The following is a 22,795-nucleotide window of genomic DNA, read 5'->3' as shown; positions in this document are numbered from 1 at the left end:
GTAGCTTTATGTCATCTTCCATAATACCAAAATTCCAAAAAAAAATTCACCAAAAGATGTGAGTTAGGCTTCAATAATTTTAAAGCGCCTTCTACCTCGGTCGGCTTTGCAAAATGATTTCCATTTTAAATATTTGGAATCTTGTTGATTTTAGCGCTTTATCTTGTTAAAATTCTATTATTATTTTGAAAAAGTGTTGATGAATAGGGAACGCTTTCATTTTTTTAAATAATTTTCATTTCTATTTTCACATTAGGAGGCTTTATTTTATGACCAAGTACAAAGATTTAAATGTTCCTCATAGAACAATTATGACACCTGGACCAGTAGAAGTAGATCCCCGTGTTTTAAGAGCAATGGCGACTCCCATATTAGGTCAATTTGATCCAGCATTTACAAATATAATGAATGAAACGATGGAGATGCTCCGTTCTCTTTTTCAAACGGAAAACAAATGGGCATATCCGATTGACGGGACTTCCCGATCTGGTATCGAAGCTGTCCTTTGCAGTATCATTACACCCGGGGACCGCGTTTTAGTCCCAATTTTCGGCAGGTTCGGATACCTGTTAACTGAAATCTGCCAACGCTATGGCGCAGAAGTTACTACACTAGAAGCTCCATGGGGAGAGGTTTTTGATCCGGAAGTAATAATTAATAAAATTCATGAAGTTTCTCCTAAAATTGTCGCCATTGTCCATGCTGAAACTTCCACTGGCTGTATGCAGCCACTAAAGGAGATTGGCGAAGCTTGTCGGAATGCAGATGTTCTCTTAATCGTTGATGCTGTAGCATCTATAGGAGGGGTCGATCTTAAAGTTGATGAACTTAAGCTCGATGCTGTTATTGGTGGGACGCAAAAATGTCTTTCGATTCCGTCTGGATTGGCTCCGATTACTTATAACCATCGAATTGAAGAAATCCTACTGAAAAGGAAAAGTATTGAACTAGGCTTAAGGTCCTTCCAAAGTGAGCCTTCCAACGATCGGATTATCAGCAATTATTTCGACTTAGCGCAACTCCAAGATTATTGGAGCCCGGTACGCCTCAATCATCATACAGAAGCGACTAGTATGCAATACGCATTAAGAGAAGGGCTTCGTATTGTTCTAGAGGAAGGTCTTGAAAATAGATTTGCGCGTCATAAGTTAAATGAAAGAGCATTAGTGGCCGGTATTAAAGCAATGGGGTTACATCTATTTGGTGATGAAAAGCATAAGCTTCCAGTCGTAACCTGCATTGAGGTTCCTAATGGGATTGATAGTGATGAAGTACGCTCGATGCTGCTAGAAGATTTTGAAATAGAAATTGCCAGTTCTTTCGGACCGCTTCATGGAAAGATCTGGAGGATTGGGACAATGGGATATAGTAGTCGAAAGAAAAATATTCTCCATGTTCTTGCCGCCTTGGAGGCAACGCTTATCAGAAAAGGTTTTAACGTAAATAAGGGTGAAAGTGTGCAGGCGGCAATGAATGTCTATGATGAAAACAAACAGCAACAAAATATCGAAACGGTCGTGATTGGGAGCTGACCATAAATTTTTAGAGTAGAGGCGGCACAAATTTATGGTGCTATCGTTTTTAAAGCATAAATTTGAAGATATCTTAATGTACAACTGCTAATCTATTCTCTTTGCTAAAAATTTCGGTTATACTATAACTAATAAACTGCATATATTAAAAAAGACCGCTGGTGCTGCTACACCACACGGTCTAATGCAATAGCAGGTTCCCTTCAAGGGGGATCGACATTGTGTGAATAATAATCCACCCAAGGCCATTCAACTCAAGGGTGGATTATTTTTTATGGTTATTAAATGACAGAATAGCAACGATTAAACTTGCGAAACCAATCGCAAACATTAATGATTCAAAAACTGTCAATCAGCACCACCCCCTTTCAGCGGGGAGTGTGCCGACCACCCTTGAGAAACCCGATACTATTACATGTTTATTATATCATCATCCCTGAAACAAGAACATACATTCTATATAAAAACTAAGTATTTGGTAAAAAAGACCGACATGCAGCCACATGACCGGTCCAGCAATAGACGGTTCCCTACTGAGGGTTGCTTACGGACTTCCAGGTGGAGTAAGCCCAGAAAGCACAGGAACTACCGCCATACCATTAATCGTAACTTGCTGCAGTTGTAATACTTTTAGCGTAAGATCCAGGACGATTTTTTCACGCAACGTGTTAAAAGTTCCCTCAGGGGATACCATCTTTGGTGAAAAATCAAGTTCAAAGAAGTTGGCGGCTACTAATTCACCAAATGGTTGTTCATTGTATTTGACAAGATTATTAAAGAAAAATTTATCCAAGCGAGCACCCAAGTTGGTAGTCGCATTAAGGAAAACAGCCTCAGCATTTTCAGCAATCCCTATGATTGGGAAATTACCTGCGAAATTGCCAACGGTACCAAATGTAAGGTCTGTAAAACCAGAAAATGGAACATCTACAATTCGATCTAGGAGTTCTCCCTTACATTCATGCGAAGCATATTCAATATTTTTTCGAATATGCCCTTCTACAAATAATTTACCTCTTGTCACATTTAAAAAGTCAGTGTTGTCAATCCGTGTAAATGCGACTGGAACAAGTTTCACTTGATCTAGAAATACATTTTTTTTCACTCTTTTAATTTCTGTTGCTGCAGGATGAAGATTAATATCTGCCTCTACCACGATTTGGATTGTTGGTTCTGCTGTTACAACAGGCACTTTAATTAAACTAACTGTCGATCCATTACCAACTGCCAAGGTAGGTGAATTCGTAAATGGCGTTAGTGCTGTCGGTTCTACTGAACATGGACCTCCGGGGACAGGGAGGCCTTCTGGCTCATGATGAGGCTCTGAATGATTATGATGCTCCGATTGAAGTTCAGATTGGTGACTATCCATTAATATAACCCCATTTCTTTATATATTAAGAGATTCACTCTTTCTTACATTGTTAGAGTATTCCGCATTTGTCTTAAAGAATGGGTATTCACCTATATTTGGGGAAATTGGGACATAAATAAAAAAAGGCTCTGTTTACAAGTAACAGAACCTTTATTCTAAAATATGCTGACACACATCGATTAAGGAGTTGGTGGAGGAGTTAGTCCGGTAAGCAAAGGAACTAATGCAACAGAACCAGTAAGTGTAACTTGCTGCAGTTGTAATACTTTTAGCGTAAGGTCCAGAACGAGCTTCTCAGTAATTGAGGTAAAAGCGCCCTCAGGAGTTGTGATCGTTGGCGAAAAATCAAGTTCAAAGAAGTTGGCGGCTACTAACTCACCATATGGCTGTTCATTGAATTTAACAAGATTGTTGAAGAAAAATTTATCCAAGCGAGGAACTAAGGGGTTTGTCTCATTAAGGAAATTAGCCTCGGCAGTTTCAGAAATACCAATTATTGGCCGGTTGACGGCAGCAAATGTAACTTCTGTAAAACCAGTGAATGGAATATCGACAACTCTATCCATAAGAGATGTCAGGCATGCACCAGCTACAGCGCCTGCCGTAGTAAATTGAATATCTTTTCGAATATGCCCTGCTATAAATAATTTAGCTCTTGTCACCTCAAAAAAGTCAGTGGTTCCAATACGTGTAAATGGTGCAACCGGAACAAGTTTCACTTGATCTAGAAATACACTTTTTTTCACTTGCTTAATTTCAGTTGCTGCAGCTCCAAGATCAATTGTTGCTTCGATAGGAATTTGAATTGTTAACTCCGCCACTACAACAGGCACTTTAACGATCGTAACACCTCCATTTACAACAAAATCGGTAGGTGCAGACGTGAATGAACTCAGTGGAGTAGGTGTTATTGCGCAAGGACCTGGAGGGTCCATAGGTTGATTTACTTGATTTGGTTGAAGCTTATCATTTAATCCCAAAAAATTACCTCATTTCATAATTTTTTTTAAGATCTTAAGATCTTACAGGATTAATGTATTCCGTATTCACTTTAAAGAATTGGACAGTTTTACCTATTTTAAAAGAAATAGGGCATTTTGATAGTAAATTCATAAAAAAGCTATCTTTTGACTCGGACTTGTTGAACTTGCAGGATATGAATGATTAATTCCACAACCATTTTCTGATTTAATTGGGTTGAAGGAGTAAAGGATTCCGTATTTTTATTGGATAATGCAGTATACTCAATTTTCTGGAGAATATATCCTTCGATAAACAAATTCCCTTTTAATACTGTACGTGTCCCATTATTTAACGATTGTGAAAGTACAGTAGGTACTAATCTGAAATTGCTAAGAACAACCTCTTTAGAAATTTCTTTAATCCCGATAACTTCTTCCTTAAATGTAATATTTTCTTTCAAACCTATCTCAATTTTGTACTCCCCTATTACAACTGGAACCCTTATGTGCACATAAGAATTATGATTTGATTCTTCTTTCGTAAATAGTGAGTCGTGCAAAGGAACTGCTACTGCTCTATAATGATTATTCTTGTTATTGTTACCCTCATTTTGACTATCAGTTAAGCTTACAATTTCATGAATTTTAGAGCAAACCAAACGGCAATCAGGCTGTTCTGGATAATAAGTAGTGGTATTATTTAGTTTTGTATTTACATCAGGGGTTTGTTTATTGTTTAGGTCAAGAAATTCAAATGTATTTTGAACGATATCACCACAGATAGGAGCATGAAGAAAATCTTCAATTTCTACATGGATGGAGAATGGACTTTTTTTAGTCATAAAACATACTCTTCCTTGGCGATACATAAGTTCACTAGTATCACCAGGTGGATTGGTTTCACCGGTCTCATTATTATCAAAAAAACCCTTCAAATCATTCATGGAGTCTGATGCTGAGGGATGCTGACGGTCAACTGCAGCATCTGTTTGAGCTGTATCCTTTGGTTCATCATCTGGGTCGGGTTCAACCACCTCTTCTTTATCAAGGAAATCCTTATTTTCATTGATAAAGTCAGATTCAGCAGGATGCTGATAGTCAACTACAGAATCTGTTTGAGCTGTATCCTTTGTTTCATCAACTGGATGGGTTTCAACCACCTCTTCTTTATCAAGAGAATCCTTCATTTCATTCATAAAGTCAGATTCAGATGGTTGCTGACGGTCATCTGCAGAATTGGTTTGAGCTGTATCCTTCGTTTCATCAACTGGATGGGTTTCAACCACCTCTTCTTTATCAAGAGAATCCTTCATTTCATTGATAAAGTCAGATCCAGATGGTTGCTGACGGTCTACTGCAGAATCTGTTTGAGCTGTATCCTTCGTTTCATCAACTGGATGGGTTTCAACCACCTCTTCTTTATCAAGAAAATCCTTCATTTCATTCATAATGTCAGATTCGGTAGGAGGAACAGGTTTAGAATCAATGTCATCAGATAATTTATCGAGATCATGTGTACTGTTAGTATGATTTTTTTCGTGTTGTTCGGGCACCATGTTTATTTCATTATTTTCTCGATGATTGTTTGTTGTAGTTACATCAACACAGCTTGGCGCAGAATCTAATTCACTAATATCCTTATCTGCTTCTTTACGCTCTTGATTTATACATATGAAATTCAGAGCTATGGATATATTTTGAACTTTTGAAGGTGAAGATTTATAAACAAACATTTGATTGGAACATATTTCCTCCATTTTAGTATGGTTTATCCACGGTGTCTTCATTATTTCACTCCCAAACCAAACAATCCTCATTTTATTAATTTATGCTTTATATTTATATTTGCCCAAACAATTCCAAATTTCTAAATCAATTACTGATGCAATAACTTTGAAAGTCGACAGTTGACTAAAGTGCTCTAAATTCTAGATAATATCCATCTTGTAAATATTCAGGAAGTTCCGGCCGTTTACCGCCGCAGATTAAGATGGCTTTCTCGTCTTTCGCAATTTCAAGATAGCTTTTTACCTTTTGATAATGTTGTTCACTGACAAGCGGACCCATTTTTGTGTCTATATTTTGCGGGTCGCCTACCTTTTGCTCAAATCTAAAATCGTTTACATTATAGTGAATAGCTAAATCAGTTAAATTAATTGTAAATAGCTTTGCTCCATAAAAAAAGTTTAATGTCCCTTTATAATGGACATTTTTTCAAAAAATAAAAAAATCTCGAAAAAAAATTAGGGCCAGCCCCCCTGCACGCGATAGTTTTAGCGTGTCGGGGGGCTGACCCTTGGAACCATATTTACATATCTAAATCTGTGAATGCATAAGGTAATAATTCCCTTAAGGTTAATTCTAATATATCTTTCTTCTCATTTGTTAAATAAACAGGCATTTCAGGTAAACAGAATTCTGCTAAAACCTGTCTGCAAATGCTGCAAGGTGGAAGAAAATCTACCGTATCACCTGCTACTGCTATAGCCTGGAAATCGCCCTTTTTGTAACCGCTTGCTATTGCAGTGAAAATAGCTGTTCTCTCAGCACAATTTGTTGCACCTAATGAAACATTTTCCACGTTTACTCCATTAATAACAGTACCATCTTTTAGCAGTAACGCTACTCCAACTGGAAATTTGGAATAAGGTACATAGGCTCTTTCCTTCATCTTACGTGCACTTTCCACTAATTGCTCTTTGTTCATATTACCCATCCTTTTCAAAGAAGAATGAACTTTTCACAGTCCCCTTAATGCCAACAGTTTTGATTAGCAGGACTTCTTACGTTATCATTTTTCCGAATATTTGTCAATATTAAAAAAGAGTTAGACCTGCTATCCTAGTGTGTATTGATAATTTAGAACATAAAAACTCCTATTGCAGAAGCTATAAACCTTGTTACGTTCGAGTGAATCTGCCACTTGTTGCATCATAGTGTCAGGTTTTTATCATGGACAGAAAGGGTATTATTTTAAGTGATTACTAGCAATTATGAGGGGATGTGAATAATCATGTTGTCTACAAACCAACTTGATACATTAGAAAAGAGGCTTAAGGAAGAGAAACAGACAATTCTAGACCAAATAAATTCTATCAGTCAATACAGGAATACGGATGCAAGCATGCAGGAAACAGTCGGAGAATTATCGGCCTATGACAACCATCCTGCTGACCTGGGTACTGAATTATTTGAGCGTGAACGTGACATTGCATTAGAGGACCACCAGATTAAAGAGCTTGAAAAAATAAATACTGCCTTGGAGGCCATTGAAAAAGGTACCTATGGAAAGTGCCAGGTTTGCGGGGAAGAAATTCCTTTCGAGCGGTTGGAAGTTCTTCCTTCAACCTTATATTGTGTAAAACACACTTCGGAAACATCAGGCGGTGATTATCGCCCAGTTGAGGAAGACATCCTAGAGCCACCCAAAGTTAATTCCTTCAGGCATGATCCGGAACAAGGTGTTGTCGATACTCAAGATAGTTTTGAGGAAGTAGCCAGGTTTGGAACCTCGGAAACTCCTGCCGACCTCGTTGGGGATTATAAAAACTATAATGATCTGTATAACAAAGGTAAAAATGAAGAATCATACGCTGAGGATTATGAAACTTATTCTGCCACAGACATCACTGGTGAGCAAAAAAACGTTGTAATGTCCAGGAAGTTGAAAGAAGACAAGGAACTGCTAGAAAAACAAGGAATTGAATCAAAAATTGGGGATATTCCATATAAAATGAAAGACAGCTATTTAAATGATAAACAAGATCATAAGAAAACAGAGACTGACTAATTTCAGTCACCGTTTTTTCGGGTTAAAAACCCCTGTTGAAAATACAAACGATTATCATACAGCTCAATAATAAATGGGAGTTATTAATTTAAAACTTTTTATAAATTAATATATTGTTGTTAAAAGTGGGTATAACACATAGAGTAAAATATTTATCAAAGAAAGAGGGAGTTATGATGATTTGGACAATTATTGGTTTATTACTATTATTTTGGGTCCTTGGGCTTGTATTCCATATTGCAGGGGGACTTATCCACATTCTATTAGTGGTGGCTCTCGTGGTATTCGTTTTCAAATTAATTACAGGTAAGGCGAATAAAGTATAAACACAATCATCAAAAAAGGGTCAGACCCCCAGCGTGCTAAAGCGTTAGCGCATCGGGGGTCTGACCCTTGAACATTAATTCATTGCAAGTTCTTGATCATATTGTACCAAATGACCCCACCATGCACAGAGGCTGATACACCTTTGTTTAGGTAGCCATGCTTTTCATAAAATTGAATTAAGTCAGCCTTACATGTAAGGGTAATCGTTTCACGTCCCTTTGCCATCGCTTCTTTTTCAAAATATGAAAGTAACGCCGATGCCACACCACGTTTTTGAAAATGCGGTGACACTGCTAATCCTAAAATACTTTGATGACCGCCAGATGCTGGATTTGCGTTTAAATCACTAAACAGGTCATCCGTAATATATGCTTTGTCAATGACAGGACCATTAACCAAACCGACAATCTCGCCCGTTGCCTCAGCCACAAAGAAACTATCAGGAATGACTTGAATCCGCTTTTCAAACGCTTCCTTTGTCGCCGCCTCTTCTTTTGTAAAGCAAAGCTGCTCGATGACTACAAGTTCCGCTAAATCTTCCATTTTTACATTTCGTATTTTTAACATCTCCAACACTCCCCCAGAAAATAATTGTAGTTTCATAAAGAAGAATTTTTATATTCAATTAACCAACAATCTCGATATTTTCCTTCGTGTAATTCGTGTTTCGAGAGTAATCGAATCTTCTTAAAACCACACTTTTCGTAACATGATAATGCGCGTAAATTCGATATTTGAGGATCCATAATTACCCGAGTCGCTTGGTTCTGCGCAATTAAATACTCCACCATCGACTTTACAAGTAATGTCCCAATTCCTCTGTTCCAATATTCGGTTTCGCCAATGAACTGGTCCATGCCAAAAACTGTTTCTTCTTCATCATGATCATCAATTGGACTTGTTGACTCATTCACATGATAGATCTGTATGTATCCGATACTTATCCCTTCGTACTCGACCACATATCTAAAAACACCATTCTCCCGATTATAAAACTTCTTATTTACTTTTTCCAAATCAAACGGATTGTCCCGCCCTTCATAAAATTCAAGAACGGAAGGATTCGAAAGCCATTTAACAAGTAAATACTTGTCCTCTTGCTGCAATTGGCGCACATTTATATTTTCTTTTTCAAATAACATAAATATCACCTCATCTAGGTTTCAGTTAGTCTTCCTTAAAATTATAACGAGTCCTCTTTATTGTAATCTAAAAAAATGTTTTATCTAGTAGGACAAAGGGTATGTATAGTCTATGCACATTAAACCAGTGTTGGACAATAAATAAGGAGTGATATTCGTGGATAAGCAGTTAAATGACCAAGAAATAGAAAACCATATTTATAAAAACGGAGATTCCCTAACAAGTTTTGATGATTTCAGAGAATATTTGAGAGGAAAGGTGGATTTAGGTAAAAAACTAGGGATGGATGAGGAGCAATTAGCCAATTCCGCACAAAAGGTGGCCGATTATCTCGCCGATAAGCAGTCACCAAAAAATTCGGAAGAGCGTTTATTACAAGAGCTTTGGAACGTGGGGACTGAGGAAGAACAACACAAACTGTCTCATATGCTTGTACGTTTAGTGCAGGAATAATCGAATATTATTAAAAAAACCCATCACTAATTAATATTAGTGATGGGTTTTTAACTGATGAGTTTAAAATTCTTCATATGAAGCAGGATCTTGATTGTTCATTCTGCCATCCGCCCGAGTTAATCCTGAAATCATGCACATGTCCTTATCGTCAAGGGTAAAGTCGAAAATAGATATATTTTCAAGCTGCCGTGCAGGAGCTGCAGATTTCGGAATGGAAATGGCCCCAAGCTGATAATGCCAACGTAATATTATTTGTGAAATTGACTTGTTATGCTGTTCGGCAATCTGTTGAATCGTATCATTTTGTAAAACCTCACTTGCTCGCGCTAATGGACTCCAAGATTCAGTCTGTATATTATTCTCTTCATGCCATTTTCTTTGCGGTGCTTGATTGAAAAATGGATGTAACTCAATTTGATTCATGCTGGGTTTTACGCCAGTTTCCTTTTCTAAGCGCTCCAAATGCTCAGGTAAGAAATTACAGACACCAATGGAACGTATAAGGCCTTCTTTTTTAGCGTCAATTAATGCTTGCCACGCTTCTACATATGTATCATGTTTAGGGTTTGGCCAATGAATCAGGTAAAAGTCGTAATAATCAAGATTTGCACGAAATAATGATTCCTGAATGGTCGTAAACGCTTGGTCATACGATTGATAGCGGCCTGGCAATTTGGATGTTATTTTTAATTCTTCTCTTGGAACAGAACTGCGTCTAACGGCCTCCCCTACCGTTCCTTCATTTTCATAATTATACGCTGAGTCGATAAGTCGATAGCCGATATCAATTGCACTTAGGATTGAATTGACACCTTCATTTCCCTTTAGTTTATATGTACCCAAACCGATCACCGGCACTTTAATCCCATCATTTAGTGTAATTTCCGGAATTGTACTACCCAAAATTATTCACTCCTTTTAATAATTTTTTCTAACTTGAATAAAACTGAAATTTTTCTTCTTCTTTACAAGTTCAACAAAATTTCATCTTAACCTTCTATAAAACCATATTTTCCATTAGGTTATTAGCTAAAAATCGCTAATATAAATTAAATATTTTTCAACAGTCAGTTTTTAAAATTATCAATTGATTAAGTATCATATGTTAAGATAAAAAATATACACTTTAAAGTTTACTTTTAAATCCAAGGGAGTAAACACACTGGGGGAAGATTATGTATAAGCTGCGAGGACATCATCTTTTTTGCCTTTTAGGCTATCGGGGAATGGGTTATTCCCAAGAATACGTAGAAAATATGACGCGATTGCATCAAATCTTGAGAAACAACCCAAAAACGTTGATTCAGCTCGTAAAGGGACCAGATGAGTTATGCGAAAAGTACCCTAACTCAGGCGAATATCATTGCCAAAACGACCAGATCTATGAACGAGATGCCATTATCTTAGACAAAATGAACCTTAAAATCGGCCAAATTCTGAATTGGGACGACATTGAGTCCCGTATCCGCAAGCATGTCGTTCCCTCCGATATTCAGGTAGTTTGCGAAACTTGTTCTTGGCGTTCTTATGGGGTTTGCGAGGAAGGGATTCGAGAGATTCATGAAGGAAAGGGCTTAAGAGAAGTTCAATAAGCCCGCAGCAATACGATCAATTTTAAAAAAGTCAGATCCTCAGTGTAGCACGTCGGGGTTCTCCCCCTTTAATACAGCGAAAATAATAGCTTCCCTCATTTATTCTAGAGGGGTAGGCTTGGTTCCAATTACAATAGTAGCGTCCAGCTTATCATTGTGTGCTAACTGAGGTATTAGTCCGTATTGGCTAAAGATTTCAAAAGTCTGATGTGCCTGCATTTGGCTTGTCTCTACTAATAGATGCCCGCCCGGAGCCAGCCAGAGAGATGCTTCTTCTGCCACTCTTCGCTGAATATCATGTCCATCATCTCCTCCGTCAAGCGCCGCCTTTGGTTCATGGAGACGTGCGTCCTGGGGAAGCAGCGTGATTGCCGTGGTAGGTACGTAAGGTGCGTTTGCTACCAGAATATTGACTTTCCCACGCAATTTGGCTGGTAGTGGTTCATAAAGGTCACCTTCATAGACGAGCCCACCTTGGCTAGTAACATTGCGGCGGGCACAGCGCACAGCAGTTGGGTCGATGTCGACTGCATACAACTCAATCCACCCCAGAGCATTGGCTATCGCGACACCCACCGCGCCAGTACCACAGCAGAGATCAACGACTTTGGCTCCAGGAATTGAAATGGCAACAGCGTTTTGGACGAGATACTCAGTACGGCGGCGCGGGACGAAGACTCCTTGGTCTACTGCTATCCTGATGCCGCAGAACTCCGCCCAACCGAGGACATGTTCAAGGGGGATACCAGTTATCCGAAGATTAACCATAGTGAAGAGGCCATCCAATGTCCGAGCCTCAGATATAAGAAGTTTGGCCTCTTCTTCTGCGAAAACACAACCGGCGTCCCGGAGTTTCTCGATTATACTTTTTTTAATTTTGTCATCAATATAAAAATTAATTTGCTCTCCTATAAATACCACCCATCCTTTATAACGGTTATAATAGGAAGTTCGTTAAAAATTGGAAAAGTCCTTCTTCAACCTGCTAGGTTCGAGGAAAAAGAAAAAAAGTCGCCGCAGCAACCGTTTGTTTAAGTATCTCTATCCAAAATTTCTATCCAAAAACAAAAGTAGATAACTACCTGCACAAAGATAAAGTGCAACTTGAGTTATTACATAAATTAAAAATTCAAATAAGGTTAATTTTCTTTCTCTTTTAATTTTTTTAAAATGTCGATAATAATAGAATGAACATAGGAGTAGTATTACCGCTGATAATTGGAATACATTTTCCAATAGACTAATCAAAAAATCATCCCCTCATTATTAATAGATTCTTTTTTATTTAACTCTCTTGTTCCTACTCCAATAAAAAAAGCACTTCTTATTGAACTAATTTTTTTTGTAATCTTCAACTATTATCTGAATAGTATTATATGCTTCTTTTGCTTTTACTTTATCAGAATTTTTTTGAGCATCATATGTTATCAATGCCTTCCATAGAGCCCATCCTCGTGCTCTATTCCAGGTTGCCTCGTCTAAATTTATTTCATTCTTGAACACTTTTCTACTGGAATCATCAAAGAAATTCCAAGCTATTGCTGCATCGCAAGAAGGGTCTCCTACTCCCAAAATACCAAAATCAATAACAGCACAGAGCTTTCCATCTTTAACTAACAAATTCCCTGGTGCTATATCACCGTGTACCCACACAGGCTTTGATTCCCATTCAGAATCTAAAGCTAACTGCCATATTTCACTCAATAAACCTCCATCAAAATCCTCTTTGTTGTTCTCAATAGCATTTCGGGTTTCATCATTGTAAATAGATAAAGACCCACCTCTATAAAAATTATGCTTACCAGCTAATGGACCTTCGTCAGTATCGATGGCTTGTAACTCTATTAAAAATAACCCCAAGTCTTTTGCAATCTGATTAAGGTTTTCAATATTGTTATGCGATAGGGGTTCTCCCTCAAGCCACTTATTGATGGACCAGGACCAGGGATATTCTTCATTCGGATTTCCTTTTGCTATTGGAACAGGAATTGGTAATGAAAGTTTTTCAGCTAAAATCGGAAGCCACTTTTGTTCTTTTTCTACTTGTGGAGCATAGTCTGCTGCACTTGGTAACCTAACACTCATATAATCGCCTAGATGAAAAGTTCTATTATCATTTCCTCCATTTTTTACAGGCGTAATATATAACTCAGACCATTCTGGATACTGTTCGTTTATTAATCTTATTACTAAATCTGTATTAATAATCATTATATAACTCACCCATCCTTTTTCTAATCCTAATAGGTATTTTCTTCCCCAACACTTTGTAATCCTTCTTATAGGAATGCTGTCCGTTTACTTCAATAAGAAAAATACATCCCTTGTTAAAGGATTTCACCCATTAGGGTAGCAAGGAAAAATTAAATTTTATCATCTTTGTGCCACTTATCATCGCCCATAATTCTATCAATGATATGATTATCCGCCCAAACTGCCGCCACTTCTAATCCTTCACATTCCGATTTTGTTGCACTTCGAATTTCCCCTTTATGGTAAATGGAATATTCACTTGAAATACTATCAATGATACAAGATGGAGGTGGATATGCTTCATCATCACTTTTAAATGGGCGATTTTCAACAACTGTCCAATCTCCTGATTTTAGAACATATTCATATACACCAACAATAAATTGGTACTCCTCACCCTTCGGAATGTCTTCAATACTATCTGCGATATGTTTATAAATTCCTATGCCAGCATCTTTAAATATTCTACCGTAAGCATATTTGCCATTAGGCAAAGGTATAGCATATACATCCCCAATTTTGATTCGTTTACGTTTCTTTCCTGCCATTAAAATCACCACACTCTTAGAACATATTGATAATACATTCTACGTTTCAACTCGACTCTCCTTCTTCCGTTAACCTGCCCCGTTAGAACAAGAAAAGCTGCCAAAATGAAAGCGCTGATCTCAAAGCCTTGCCCCCGTTAGATGCTTTATAAATAATCGACAAATGTTCAACTCTAGCACCCGGTTAGCATAAGTACATTTCTTCACAATATGATTCTAAACCATTTAGTAATCTCTCTTATTTCCCTTTTTTACAAAGTCCCACTCTACCTCTATATTCTTTCTAACCCGATGAAGAAGCTGAAAAATTGCTTTTGTTTCTTCAGGGGAGAATCCATTTAGTGCAACCATATTGGAATACTCCCCCTCTCTTTTTAAAAAAGGATAAACGTTCTTCCCTTTTTCAGTTGGAAATAGTTTTTTTATTTTTTTATTAATATCATCATCTCTTTTTTCTATAAAACCCTGCATTTCAAGTTTTTTAATTGCACGAGCTGCTGTTGTTCTGTCTACTTTAATCATTTCTGCCAACTTATCCTGTATAATTCCTGGATTTTCAAATATTCGAACCAAATACAAATACTGCCCTTTTGTAAGGTCATATTCTTTAAATTCAATATTACTGATAGAGTCTAATGCTCTTGCTATCATTCCAATTTCACGAAGAATTTCCACTTTTAAATACCATCCTTTCGTTTTTTTGTTGTATTTACAACAAAAAATTTTCGTTTATACTCATTTGGAAGTTATTTTAATTATGACTGATTTAATTACAAAAATAAATCCAGAAAGGAATGAATAAAAATGGAGTCAAAAAGAATCTCATCGGAAGATGATTTAAGGGTAGCTTTTAATATAAGGATAGAAGTGTTCGTGGAGGAACAAGGCGTTCCACTAGAAGATGAACTAGATGAATTTGACACACTGGATGGACAATGTGAACACATATTAGTCTATTACAATGAACAACCAGTCGGAACGGGAAGAATTAGATTTGTTGATGGCTTAGGAAAATTAGAAAGAATTTGTATCTTAAAGCCATACCGTAAATTTGGTCAAGGCAAAATAATTATAAAAGCATTGGAAAAAATCGCAGAAGAAAAGGGAGTATCTCAGGTAAAATTACACGGGCAAACACAGGCAGAGGGTTTTTATAAAAAACTGGGCTACCGTACTTCTACTGATACTAATACAGCGACCACTAGTTAGAAAGACAAAACTCATTCTGTTAAGAATGGGTTTTAATTTTGTTCTTCAACTAAACGTTCGTACAAGAAGAAAAAAGACCGCCGCAGCGATCATCATCTTCAACTCTAGCACCCGTTAGTGCAATGGATCCCGAAGCAGTGTTTCCTAATTTTTCTCTAATATAACAAGTGAATAAACTGTTGAAACTGAACCACCTGACATAGCACTCTGAGAGACAACCTTCCATCCCTCTTGCAAAAGTTGATTTAAATCACTTAAGTTATTCTTCTTATCGGTAACATAATAAACTACGATTGCCTTTTGCATGATACACCTCCTGAACAAAATATATCATACATATCCATTAAACTAATAAGAAAAGGAGGTACCATAGCTACCTCCGTTGTTAAACTCATGCACCCGTTTGTTTAAGTATATTCTTTCACAATTTTTTTCCTGAGGATAGCTAGTTGCATATAATTTTACAACTAGCAAAAAAATTTTTTAGGAAAAGATTACATATCTTTCTAAATAAAAGGGTATTATACAATTTGTTATTATATTAGAAAAGTTATTAACTTAACTAGAAGGTGGTATAACTTATGGTTATAGAATGGTCAACAACAGCAGTATATAATACGATTATGGCCGTATCAGTAGGTATTGGATTATTATTAATTGTTAGATTTTTTTCTCACTTACATGCAAATAAAATTGGGCATTTAGAGGGTTGGGCTATTGGTTTTGCCATTCCAGGGCTCATTTTAACGATAACTGGATTTCACATGTCATTGACTTGGCCGCTTTCAAAAATGGGCTTTCCATTTGATGATATTATCTTTGGTGAATCATCCATAGCTTTTGGGGTTCTTTTATTAGGCATAACGGTTCTATTATGGAGAAAAGCAAATTTATATTTAAAACAAGGGATTGATACTAGCAATTCAACTGTAGTATCTGAAAAGTTAAGGAAGGAATTGCCATATTTACTAAAGCCTATATCTTATTTCGGAGCTGCAATGGGATTTGCTCTTATTGCAATGGGATGTGCTGGTGTTACGTTTCATTTATTTGCCGCACCGCCTCAAGAACCTATTTCCGGATTATTCGCTGATTATCCAATGATTGAAGCAACTTTTATGTCTTTGTTACTTGCTCTTACAGGTGTTGGGGCTATTCTTTTCGCAGTAAACCAAAAAGAAAATCCAAGCCCAAGTTTGTTTAAATTCAATCAATGGGCATGGACTATTACTGGCATTATTTGGACTGCATTCGGTATTATGAATTATTTTACTCATATAGGATTAATCATACACACACTGGGGCACTAAGAATCATGAAAATGAGCAACCATCCTTTACACAAAGGATGGTTGCCTTTCTTATTAGGCTACTTATATACCAAATTCACCGGCCAATTTTGCACTCGATGCTCTTGCATCCAAAAAGGATAACTCTAGAGGTTCTGTTGAAACTGACTCTGCTTTCAAACCGTAAAAAAGAATGGTTTACCATTAACTTTGTAGTAAGTGGGATAAACTGAAAAAAGATGTGGACCAGAATATTGTCCCTTTGGTATAAAGTTTTTATTTCTTATGTATCTTTATGATTGCATTTGATGGCGTAATACCATCTTTATTTCCGTGCATCAGCGAACCAAATTTAGTCGGTATTTTAACATACTGAACTACTTCATTCTTAACAAGAAATACAAGCAAATATATATCATCTCGATAAGCCATATTAGTTGGATCTTTAAATTTAACGCCCAATTGCTTATTTATGGTTTCTTGATCAGTATAAGGGGTTATTAAATATGCTTTATCCCAATCAAAGCCCGTAAGAGAATTTAAATCGATTTCCGTCACACTATTTTTCTCCAAAGCGGAACTTATAGATTTCTCTAATCCTTTATTATGCATAGCAATGACTTGCGAACAGCTTGCTAGAAAAATTAGCGAGAAACTAATCAAAAATACAAATTTCTTCAATTTAACACCCCTATTTATCGGTACCAATAAATCATTGGATCCCAGCACCTATTAGTTCAATAATCTATCGTAATAGAATCTTGCATCACTAAATGCACTATCTAGTTCCGTTAAAGCAACAACTGTTTGGCCAAATGCAATTACAGCAAATAAAAAAATAAATGCCCCTCCATCTTTAAACCTTAGTTTATTTTTCGTATGAAGTAATATTGTTAATATTGTTAAAATCAAAAAGCCAGATGCAAATGTCCATACGCTTATGAATTGTTTTTTTATATCTCTAACAGCATGCTTAAAATGATTTAATTCTTCTCTATTTTCTTCATTCTCTTTAGATACTGATTGATTCCCTTTGTAACCTACTGTCCAAGTGTACTCAATTCCTTCTTTCGTTATTGTGTACTCATATCCCCCTGCTTGTTCTTCACTAATAAAAGATGATGAACCTGCAAGAACATTCGGAGCAACTATTAAAAGAATTGAAATAGCCAGAAATAGCCAAATTAATCTTTTTGCCACCAGAAATTCCTCCTCCTTCCTATTACCAATTTTAATGCAAATTTTGAAAAAAAAGGTATAAATATCTTGTTTTGCACTAACCTTCCCATTTTGTAGAACAAGCAAAAAGATTGATGTGGCGATCCACCTTTAACTATTGCCACCGTATAGTCGAATATGACTCTTTTGATCTGAATCCTGAAGATTATGAAATATTACTTCCTGAGTAAACTGAACATATAGTACATAAAATAGATTGACACATTTATTACTAACAAAGTGGCAATTAAAGATAACGGATTTATTGACGTAGGATTTTCCCAGGGAGAAGAAATAGACATAACATAAGGAAATGGTGGGTCATAGCTGGATAGGTCTTGGTTAACAAAAGGGTACGGAAAACCAAATGCAGCATTTTTAAGATCATCATAATTGCTTACGGAACTTTTGCTGAAAAATGGTGACAGTAAAACTAAAAAGTTAGCTATTAAAAATAAAAGGACTAAAAATTTCCTCTTAATCATCAAACTTTATCTCCTTTCCACTAGCCAAAATATTACTTTTTCTTTCAAAAAAATTATATCAAATATACAAAGAATTTATAGGTACATTTTGAATTTGGTTCCACTAATCTCTTGATATACTATGGATTAAAAAAACCAAATCAGAATGCGATTTGGTCTGGTAATTATTCATATTGTTGCTTTTATTTGTCCACCGTCGACTTGCAAGGCTGCACCTGTTATAAAGGATGCTTTTTCTGAAGCTAGAAAAGTTACGGCATTAGCGATCTCGTCTGCAGTTCCATATCGTCCTAGTGGAATTTCCTCAGCGATTTCTTCTTTAATGACTTCAACAGGTACCCCGCGTGCTTCCGATAAACGTCTGGTAATTTCCTTAGACCGATCCGTCCATGTTGGGCCAGGCAATACTTGATTGACAAGGATATTATCTGATGCTAATTCATTTGACAGGTGTTTAGATAATCCCGAAATCGCACTGCGAGCCATTGTCGAAATAACCCCGCTTTTCCGTGGCTGTTTCACCCAGGTTGAGGTCATAAAGATAATTCTGCCCCATTTGTTTTCTTTCATTTTTGGTATGACTCTCTTTGTCATTTGAAGGACTGGAAAAAGCATCATATCCATCCCATCTTTCCAGTCACCATCTGCGGTGTCGACAAAATCAGACGTTTTCGGACCACCGGTATTACAAATTAAAATATCCACTTGACCAAAATGATGGAGAACTTGATCCATTAACCGCTCCACCTCATCTTGGTTTGATAAATCGGCGGCTACGGAGAAAACATCATATTTCCCGCCTTGAGATAATTCTTCAGCTGCCTTTTTTATGCTTTCCTTGCTCCTTGAACTAATGGCTACACTTGCCCCTTCAGCGAGCATTGCTTCGGCTACCGCATATCCAAGTCCTTTACTTGCTGCCGTTACGAGAACCACTTTACCGTTTATACCTAAATCCATACTAAACCTCTCCTATCAATGATCAAACTCTGACCAGTTATAGACATCTGGTCTGCGCTGGGATAAAGACGGCACCCTTTTCCTGACATCCTCCACCAAATCTAAATCAAGTTCAACTGTCACAACTCCGTCTTTGTCTGATGACTGAGCAATCATGAGCCCCCACGGGTCGATGACCATACTCCGGCCGTAACTCCAATCATCATGCGGCGGGAATTTTCCATGTGTAGCTGGTGCGACCATAAATACTTGGTTCTCAATGGCCCTGGCCCTTAAAAGTACTTCCCAATGATCCTTTCCTGTATGCAGCATAAAAATCGCTGGTACTAAAATGACCTTTGCTCCTTTTAATGCCAAGATCCGGAACATTTCTGGAAAACGAATATCAAAACAAACGCTTAAGCCAACTGGAACTCCCTTAATATTTGTGACGACAATCCGATCGCCAGCATCTTCTACTTGGCTGCCATCATGGGTTCTGCCGCCTACCTGGGCGTTAAAAGTATGGATTTTATCATACACATCTTGAATTTCGCCTTCTGGATTAATCACACAGCATGTATTTTTTAATTTTCCATCTTCATTCACCCGCAGCTTCATTGTCCCTGCAACAATATAGGTACTTAATTCCCGGGCCGTCTCCCTCAATTTTGTAATGGTAGGACCATCAATCGTTTCTGCTTTTTCAAAAAAATCCTGTTTGGTCCCCATTAAATGAAAGTTTTCTGGGAGGACGATTACATCGGGATTACTCTTTGCTGCTTCCTTCGTTAACTCGATAGCCTTTTGAACATTTATTTCTACCTGATCGGTCACCTGCATTTGGACCATTGAAACCTTTAGTTTATTCGTCATGTTATCCGCCCTTATTATGGTTTTAATCTTGGATCGACAATCGTACCTGCTGTAATAATTTCTTTTCCATCTAGTTCGATTGTGCAGCCTCGCATCGGAATATCATAATGGCATTTTGTAAACCGCTTTACATGGGCATTGGGGCCTGTTGACCACATAAAATTCCCTGCAAAGGCCCGCGCATCCATCCCATATGTTTCATTTCCATAAAAGCTAAGAGCTTCCCAAAGGGCATTTTCATCTAATCCCCAGCCGAAATGGGACGTCCCGTACACTTCCTTATCATTCCACGACTCAAAATACTGTTTAAATAATAATACATCCAAGCCTTCACCCTTAATATCAGTGATAAAGCCATTTTTAATAATGATATCAATTGGGGAGGAAATATAACGATTCAGCGGCAATAAAATATCCCCTGCATCTAAAACGATCCGCCCATTTACACTTTCTTCAATCGGATAAAAGGCCGCAAACCCGCCGGCAAAATGATCCCATCTTCCAGGCTGATCAGTATAACCATATTGCCCAATAATTGGAGTATCACTTGCAAGTCTAACTGAGATATCAGTACCGGCTGCAGAAGTTACTCTCATGGATTCTGCTTGTTTCAACATGTCCATACTCGTTTCTACACGTTTCCTTAATGATTCCCTTGGGAACATTCTTTCAAGGATTTCAGCTTTTTCCCAAACCATTAGCATTCTTGCTCCATTACTTAGTGTAACGGCTCTTGCTTTTGTATGAACAAGTCCTTCAGCTGTTACATCCACAACCATATCTGCTTTTCTTAAGGTTTCCATCGCCTGAGGAGTTGAATCTATAAAAATATCAATATCTTGTGTTTGCCGGCCGACATAAGGCAAATGGGCATGACGTATACCTGGGAATTGAAGATTCATTCCGTGGGCACCTAGGGATTCGATTGCCGCTAAGAAAGCATCAACATACCCAACACGAGATTCCGGCTGGCTGGCTACGACAACAAATTCGCCTTCTTTTACTCCGCAAAGAACCAATTCATCTCTAAACAGTTTCGTTAATTGTGTAAAATTCGTAAGCATTACATCCACTCCCTTGGGAAATTTTTTTTACATACATTACTTAAAGTCACAATGATTGATCGATTGCCACTGGATTTGGCACAGCATTAAACTGGCACATTTTATTGCACCTTGTCTCTGTTGCACATGCTGTAGACGAAATCCAATTATCACTATGAAATGGGCATAAAACAAAATCACTTTTGTGCTCTATTTCACCTGTTACAAAACATGTCATGGTATCAGTCTCAACTGCAGGAATTTCAGGGATCCGTTTAAAGTACTGCTGAATCGTTTTTTCTTTTCCAAGCGCGGCGGCAATCGTGACTGGTAAAATAAATGCAAATAGTAAACTAACAAACACTGATGATGCCTTTAAAATATCTCCCCATATACCAAAAGTTGCCACCATACCGACAATGATAGAGACAATTAGAGAAGTAAAACCAATCCAATTGATATTCGGTAAATAGGCGCGGCGGAATTCTGACCATTTTGGAATGTTGCCAAACGGACGGACCAACATCGCCTCTCCAAAGGTTGAACCGACCCAAGAAGCAAAGATCACACCGGCAATCGTTGCTATCGTCGAAAAGTACTGTAAAAATGGACTGACTACCATGATAAAGCCGATGATGACAAAAGGAATCAAAAGCCAGGAGCGCATGAAGCTTTTCTTTGTTAGTTGGGCTAAAACATTTTCAAAGGCTAATGTTCCTAAATACATATTCATGACATTTCCTCGTAATTGCGTAACAAACACTAATAACAGACCTAATGGCCCTAATACCCAAACAAACGTTACTCCTGGATCAGGATTCACACCTTTTGATGATGCAAGGAAGAATATACCCATTGCTCCAATCAAGAATGAATTAATGAAAGAGTTGATAATGATTTGGAGAACAGCAATCTTTTTTCGTTCACTTCTGCGGGTCATCCTGGTAATATCGGTAGAAGCGAAAATATTCATAAAACCAAACGCACCCATCCAAGCTCCAGTTGCGCCGATAATCGTCAACCAAGAAGTTGGTACATTATTTGGATTCAGCTTCCACCATTCACCAGCAAAAGCTGCGCTCGTTAGTTCAGACCAGCCGCTAAAAAGACCAATAAAAACGAGTCCGATTCCCACTACGTAGAGGAAAAAGGTAACAGTTTGAAGCTTTGCAATCCAAACCATTCCGTAGATTCCTAATGGTACAAATACTGCAATAATGAGTATAACGAGCAGCCAAAAAGGTATAGATGGTAAAAATTCTGCTAATGATCCAGCAATAACTGAGGTTTCAAGCGAAAACAGAATGGCTAAATAAATTCCAACAAACAATGTGTTAAGAACTGAACCGAGGTACCCATATGATGATCGACTCATTAAATCTTTTCCTATACCCTCATTTGCTGACTTCATTGATGTGTAGTACACTCCAAAACCTACTAAAACCATCGAAATTAGAAAGCCGATAATGACAGAAGTGGCTCCGAATGCTAGAGTTAACAATGCTCCTGTAAGCGGATAGGCAATTGCAGTTGATAGTCCCATCCAGCTCCAGGCACTGCTCCAAGCTCCAAATCTCCAGTCTCCTGGCACCCTGCGTGTTCCATAATCATCCTTGTCACTTGTAGAATGCAGCCTTCGCTCCATATCCCTCGTATCAAAAAATAGACTCTCTGAATGGTTTTCTAAATCTTTCACATCGCGATTTGCCATCTATTAACCTCCCAGTATAGTAGGAATTATTGGTTACCCTTTCTTCAT

General features: G+C 37.5%; 26 protein-coding genes. 7 read left to right on the top strand and 19 right to left on the bottom strand.

Annotated features, from left to right (window positions below; all coding sequences use genetic code 11):
* Nucleotides 1–269: 269 nt before the first annotated feature.
* On the top strand, nt 270–1,532 hold the full coding sequence (locus AA980_RS05150) for a pyridoxal-phosphate-dependent aminotransferase family protein (RefSeq protein ID WP_024026664.1): 1,263 nt from the start codon (nt 270–272) through the stop codon (nt 1,530–1,532).
* Nucleotides 1,533–2,076: 544 nt separating this feature from the next.
* Here AA980_RS05150 and AA980_RS05145 read toward each other — a convergent pair.
* The 5 genes from AA980_RS05145 to AA980_RS05130 form a co-directional block, all read right to left on the bottom strand.
* The gene (locus AA980_RS05145; RefSeq protein WP_024026663.1) at nt 2,077–2,904 is read right to left on the bottom strand and encodes a CsxC family protein; all 828 of its coding nucleotides are present in this window, start codon (nt 2,902–2,904) and stop codon (nt 2,077–2,079) included.
* A gap of 182 nt (nt 2,905–3,086) precedes the next feature.
* Nucleotides 3,087–3,842, bottom strand: a complete 756-nt coding sequence (locus tag AA980_RS05140) for a CsxC family protein (protein WP_082195636.1) — start codon at nt 3,840–3,842, stop codon at nt 3,087–3,089.
* Nucleotides 3,843–4,027: 185 nt separating this feature from the next.
* Nucleotides 4,028–5,656, bottom strand: a complete 1,629-nt coding sequence (locus tag AA980_RS25655; RefSeq protein ID WP_024026661.1) for a BC_2427 family protein — start codon at nt 5,654–5,656, stop codon at nt 4,028–4,030.
* 124 nt (nt 5,657–5,780) lie between these two features.
* Nucleotides 5,781–6,005, bottom strand: coding sequence for an aldehyde dehydrogenase family protein (locus AA980_RS26135; RefSeq protein WP_268926621.1), 225 nt, complete (start codon nt 6,003–6,005; stop codon nt 5,781–5,783).
* 172 nt (nt 6,006–6,177) lie between these two features.
* Nucleotides 6,178–6,576, bottom strand: coding sequence for a cytidine deaminase (locus AA980_RS05130; protein WP_024026659.1), 399 nt, complete (start codon nt 6,574–6,576; stop codon nt 6,178–6,180).
* A gap of 306 nt (nt 6,577–6,882) precedes the next feature.
* On the opposite strand from AA980_RS05130, the gene AA980_RS05125 reads away from it, so the two are divergent.
* A complete protein-coding gene (locus AA980_RS05125; RefSeq protein ID WP_024026658.1) occupies nt 6,883–7,659 on the top strand; it encodes a TraR/DksA C4-type zinc finger protein in 777 nt (258 codons plus the stop codon).
* 176 nt (nt 7,660–7,835) lie between these two features.
* On the top strand, nt 7,836–7,985 hold the full coding sequence (locus AA980_RS26795; RefSeq protein WP_024026657.1) for a lmo0937 family membrane protein: 150 nt from the start codon (nt 7,836–7,838) through the stop codon (nt 7,983–7,985).
* A 79-nt stretch (nt 7,986–8,064) separates the two neighbouring features.
* Here AA980_RS26795 and AA980_RS05120 read toward each other — a convergent pair whose 3' ends face one another.
* Nucleotides 8,065–8,553: a GNAT family N-acetyltransferase gene (locus AA980_RS05120; protein ID WP_024026656.1), complete on the bottom strand. Its 489-nt coding sequence runs from the start codon at nt 8,551–8,553 to the stop codon at nt 8,065–8,067.
* A gap of 32 nt (nt 8,554–8,585) precedes the next feature.
* Nucleotides 8,586–9,128: a GNAT family N-acetyltransferase gene (locus AA980_RS05115; RefSeq protein ID WP_024026655.1), complete on the bottom strand. Its 543-nt coding sequence runs from the start codon at nt 9,126–9,128 to the stop codon at nt 8,586–8,588.
* 157 nt (nt 9,129–9,285) lie between these two features.
* On the opposite strand from AA980_RS05115, the gene AA980_RS05110 reads away from it, so the two are divergent.
* Nucleotides 9,286–9,582 carry a DUF3243 domain-containing protein gene (locus AA980_RS05110; RefSeq protein ID WP_024026654.1) on the top strand — a complete coding sequence of 99 codons (297 nt, stop codon included), beginning with the start codon at nt 9,286–9,288 and terminating at the stop codon, nt 9,580–9,582.
* Nucleotides 9,583–9,645: 63 nt separating this feature from the next.
* Here AA980_RS05110 and AA980_RS05105 read toward each other — a convergent pair whose 3' ends face one another.
* Entirely contained in the window at nt 9,646–10,488 is an 843-nt protein-coding gene (locus tag AA980_RS05105) for an aldo/keto reductase (protein WP_024026653.1), read from the bottom strand.
* A gap of 272 nt (nt 10,489–10,760) precedes the next feature.
* Here AA980_RS05105 and AA980_RS05100 point away from each other — a divergent pair, with 272 nt between their 5' ends.
* The gene (locus AA980_RS05100) at nt 10,761–11,177 is read left to right on the top strand and encodes a DUF1284 domain-containing protein (RefSeq protein ID WP_024026652.1); all 417 of its coding nucleotides are present in this window, start codon (nt 10,761–10,763) and stop codon (nt 11,175–11,177) included.
* Between the two features lie 99 nt (nt 11,178–11,276).
* Here AA980_RS05100 and AA980_RS05095 read toward each other — a convergent pair whose 3' ends face one another.
* From AA980_RS05095 to AA980_RS05075, 4 genes are all read right to left on the bottom strand, one after another.
* Complete coding sequence (locus AA980_RS05095; RefSeq protein ID WP_034723109.1) at nt 11,277–12,065, bottom strand: putative protein N(5)-glutamine methyltransferase; 789 nt, start codon at nt 12,063–12,065, stop codon at nt 11,277–11,279.
* A 444-nt stretch (nt 12,066–12,509) separates the two neighbouring features.
* A complete protein-coding gene (locus tag AA980_RS05085) occupies nt 12,510–13,388 on the bottom strand; it encodes an aminoglycoside phosphotransferase APH(3') (RefSeq protein ID WP_024026650.1) in 879 nt (292 codons plus the stop codon).
* Between the two features lie 152 nt (nt 13,389–13,540).
* The gene (locus AA980_RS05080; RefSeq protein WP_024026649.1) at nt 13,541–13,978 is read right to left on the bottom strand and encodes an Imm26 family immunity protein; all 438 of its coding nucleotides are present in this window, start codon (nt 13,976–13,978) and stop codon (nt 13,541–13,543) included.
* Between the two features lie 225 nt (nt 13,979–14,203).
* Nucleotides 14,204–14,629 carry a MarR family transcriptional regulator gene (locus AA980_RS05075; RefSeq protein WP_034723108.1) on the bottom strand — a complete coding sequence of 142 codons (426 nt, stop codon included), beginning with the start codon at nt 14,627–14,629 and terminating at the stop codon, nt 14,204–14,206.
* A 153-nt stretch (nt 14,630–14,782) separates the two neighbouring features.
* Here AA980_RS05075 and AA980_RS05070 point away from each other — a divergent pair, with 153 nt between their 5' ends.
* Complete coding sequence (locus tag AA980_RS05070) at nt 14,783–15,187, top strand: GNAT family N-acetyltransferase (RefSeq protein ID WP_024026647.1); 405 nt, start codon at nt 14,783–14,785, stop codon at nt 15,185–15,187.
* Nucleotides 15,188–15,331: 144 nt separating this feature from the next.
* Here AA980_RS05070 and AA980_RS27125 read toward each other — a convergent pair whose 3' ends face one another.
* A complete protein-coding gene (locus AA980_RS27125) occupies nt 15,332–15,493 on the bottom strand; it encodes a hypothetical protein (RefSeq protein ID WP_156351152.1) in 162 nt (53 codons plus the stop codon).
* Nucleotides 15,494–15,768: 275 nt separating this feature from the next.
* Between AA980_RS27125 and AA980_RS05065 the strand changes: the two genes are divergently transcribed.
* Complete coding sequence (locus AA980_RS05065) at nt 15,769–16,497, top strand: DUF981 family protein (RefSeq protein WP_024026646.1); 729 nt, start codon at nt 15,769–15,771, stop codon at nt 16,495–16,497.
* Nucleotides 16,498–16,751: 254 nt separating this feature from the next.
* Here the strand turns inward: AA980_RS05065 and AA980_RS05060 are convergent, their stop codons facing one another.
* The 6 genes from AA980_RS05060 to AA980_RS05030 all read right to left on the bottom strand — a co-directional run bounded on the left by AA980_RS05060 (nt 16,752) and on the right by AA980_RS05030 (nt 22,747).
* Nucleotides 16,752–17,156 (bottom strand): hypothetical protein, encoded by a 405-nt coding sequence (locus AA980_RS05060; RefSeq protein WP_024026645.1) that lies wholly within the window; start codon nt 17,154–17,156, stop codon nt 16,752–16,754.
* Between the two features lie 51 nt (nt 17,157–17,207).
* Nucleotides 17,208–17,675: a hypothetical protein gene (locus tag AA980_RS05055; protein ID WP_152681087.1), complete on the bottom strand. Its 468-nt coding sequence runs from the start codon at nt 17,673–17,675 to the stop codon at nt 17,208–17,210.
* Between the two features lie 671 nt (nt 17,676–18,346).
* Nucleotides 18,347–19,138 (bottom strand): SDR family oxidoreductase, encoded by a 792-nt coding sequence (locus AA980_RS05045; RefSeq protein WP_024026642.1) that lies wholly within the window; start codon nt 19,136–19,138, stop codon nt 18,347–18,349.
* 15 nt (nt 19,139–19,153) lie between these two features.
* Nucleotides 19,154–19,993: a carbon-nitrogen hydrolase family protein gene (locus AA980_RS05040; protein ID WP_024026641.1), complete on the bottom strand. Its 840-nt coding sequence runs from the start codon at nt 19,991–19,993 to the stop codon at nt 19,154–19,156.
* Between the two features lie 14 nt (nt 19,994–20,007).
* A complete protein-coding gene (locus AA980_RS05035) occupies nt 20,008–21,057 on the bottom strand; it encodes a M29 family metallopeptidase (protein ID WP_024026640.1) in 1,050 nt (349 codons plus the stop codon).
* A 46-nt stretch (nt 21,058–21,103) separates the two neighbouring features.
* Nucleotides 21,104–22,747 (bottom strand): purine-cytosine permease family protein, encoded by a 1,644-nt coding sequence (locus AA980_RS05030; RefSeq protein WP_024026639.1) that lies wholly within the window; start codon nt 22,745–22,747, stop codon nt 21,104–21,106.
* Between the last annotated feature and the right edge of the window lie 48 nt (nt 22,748–22,795).

The organism is Neobacillus vireti, from assembly GCF_001026695.1.
Lineage (GTDB): Bacteria > Bacillota > Bacilli > Bacillales > Cytobacillaceae > Neobacillus > Neobacillus vireti.
The sequence above is the reverse complement of the archived record's forward strand: the minus strand, read 5'-3'. Positions and strand labels throughout refer to the sequence as shown.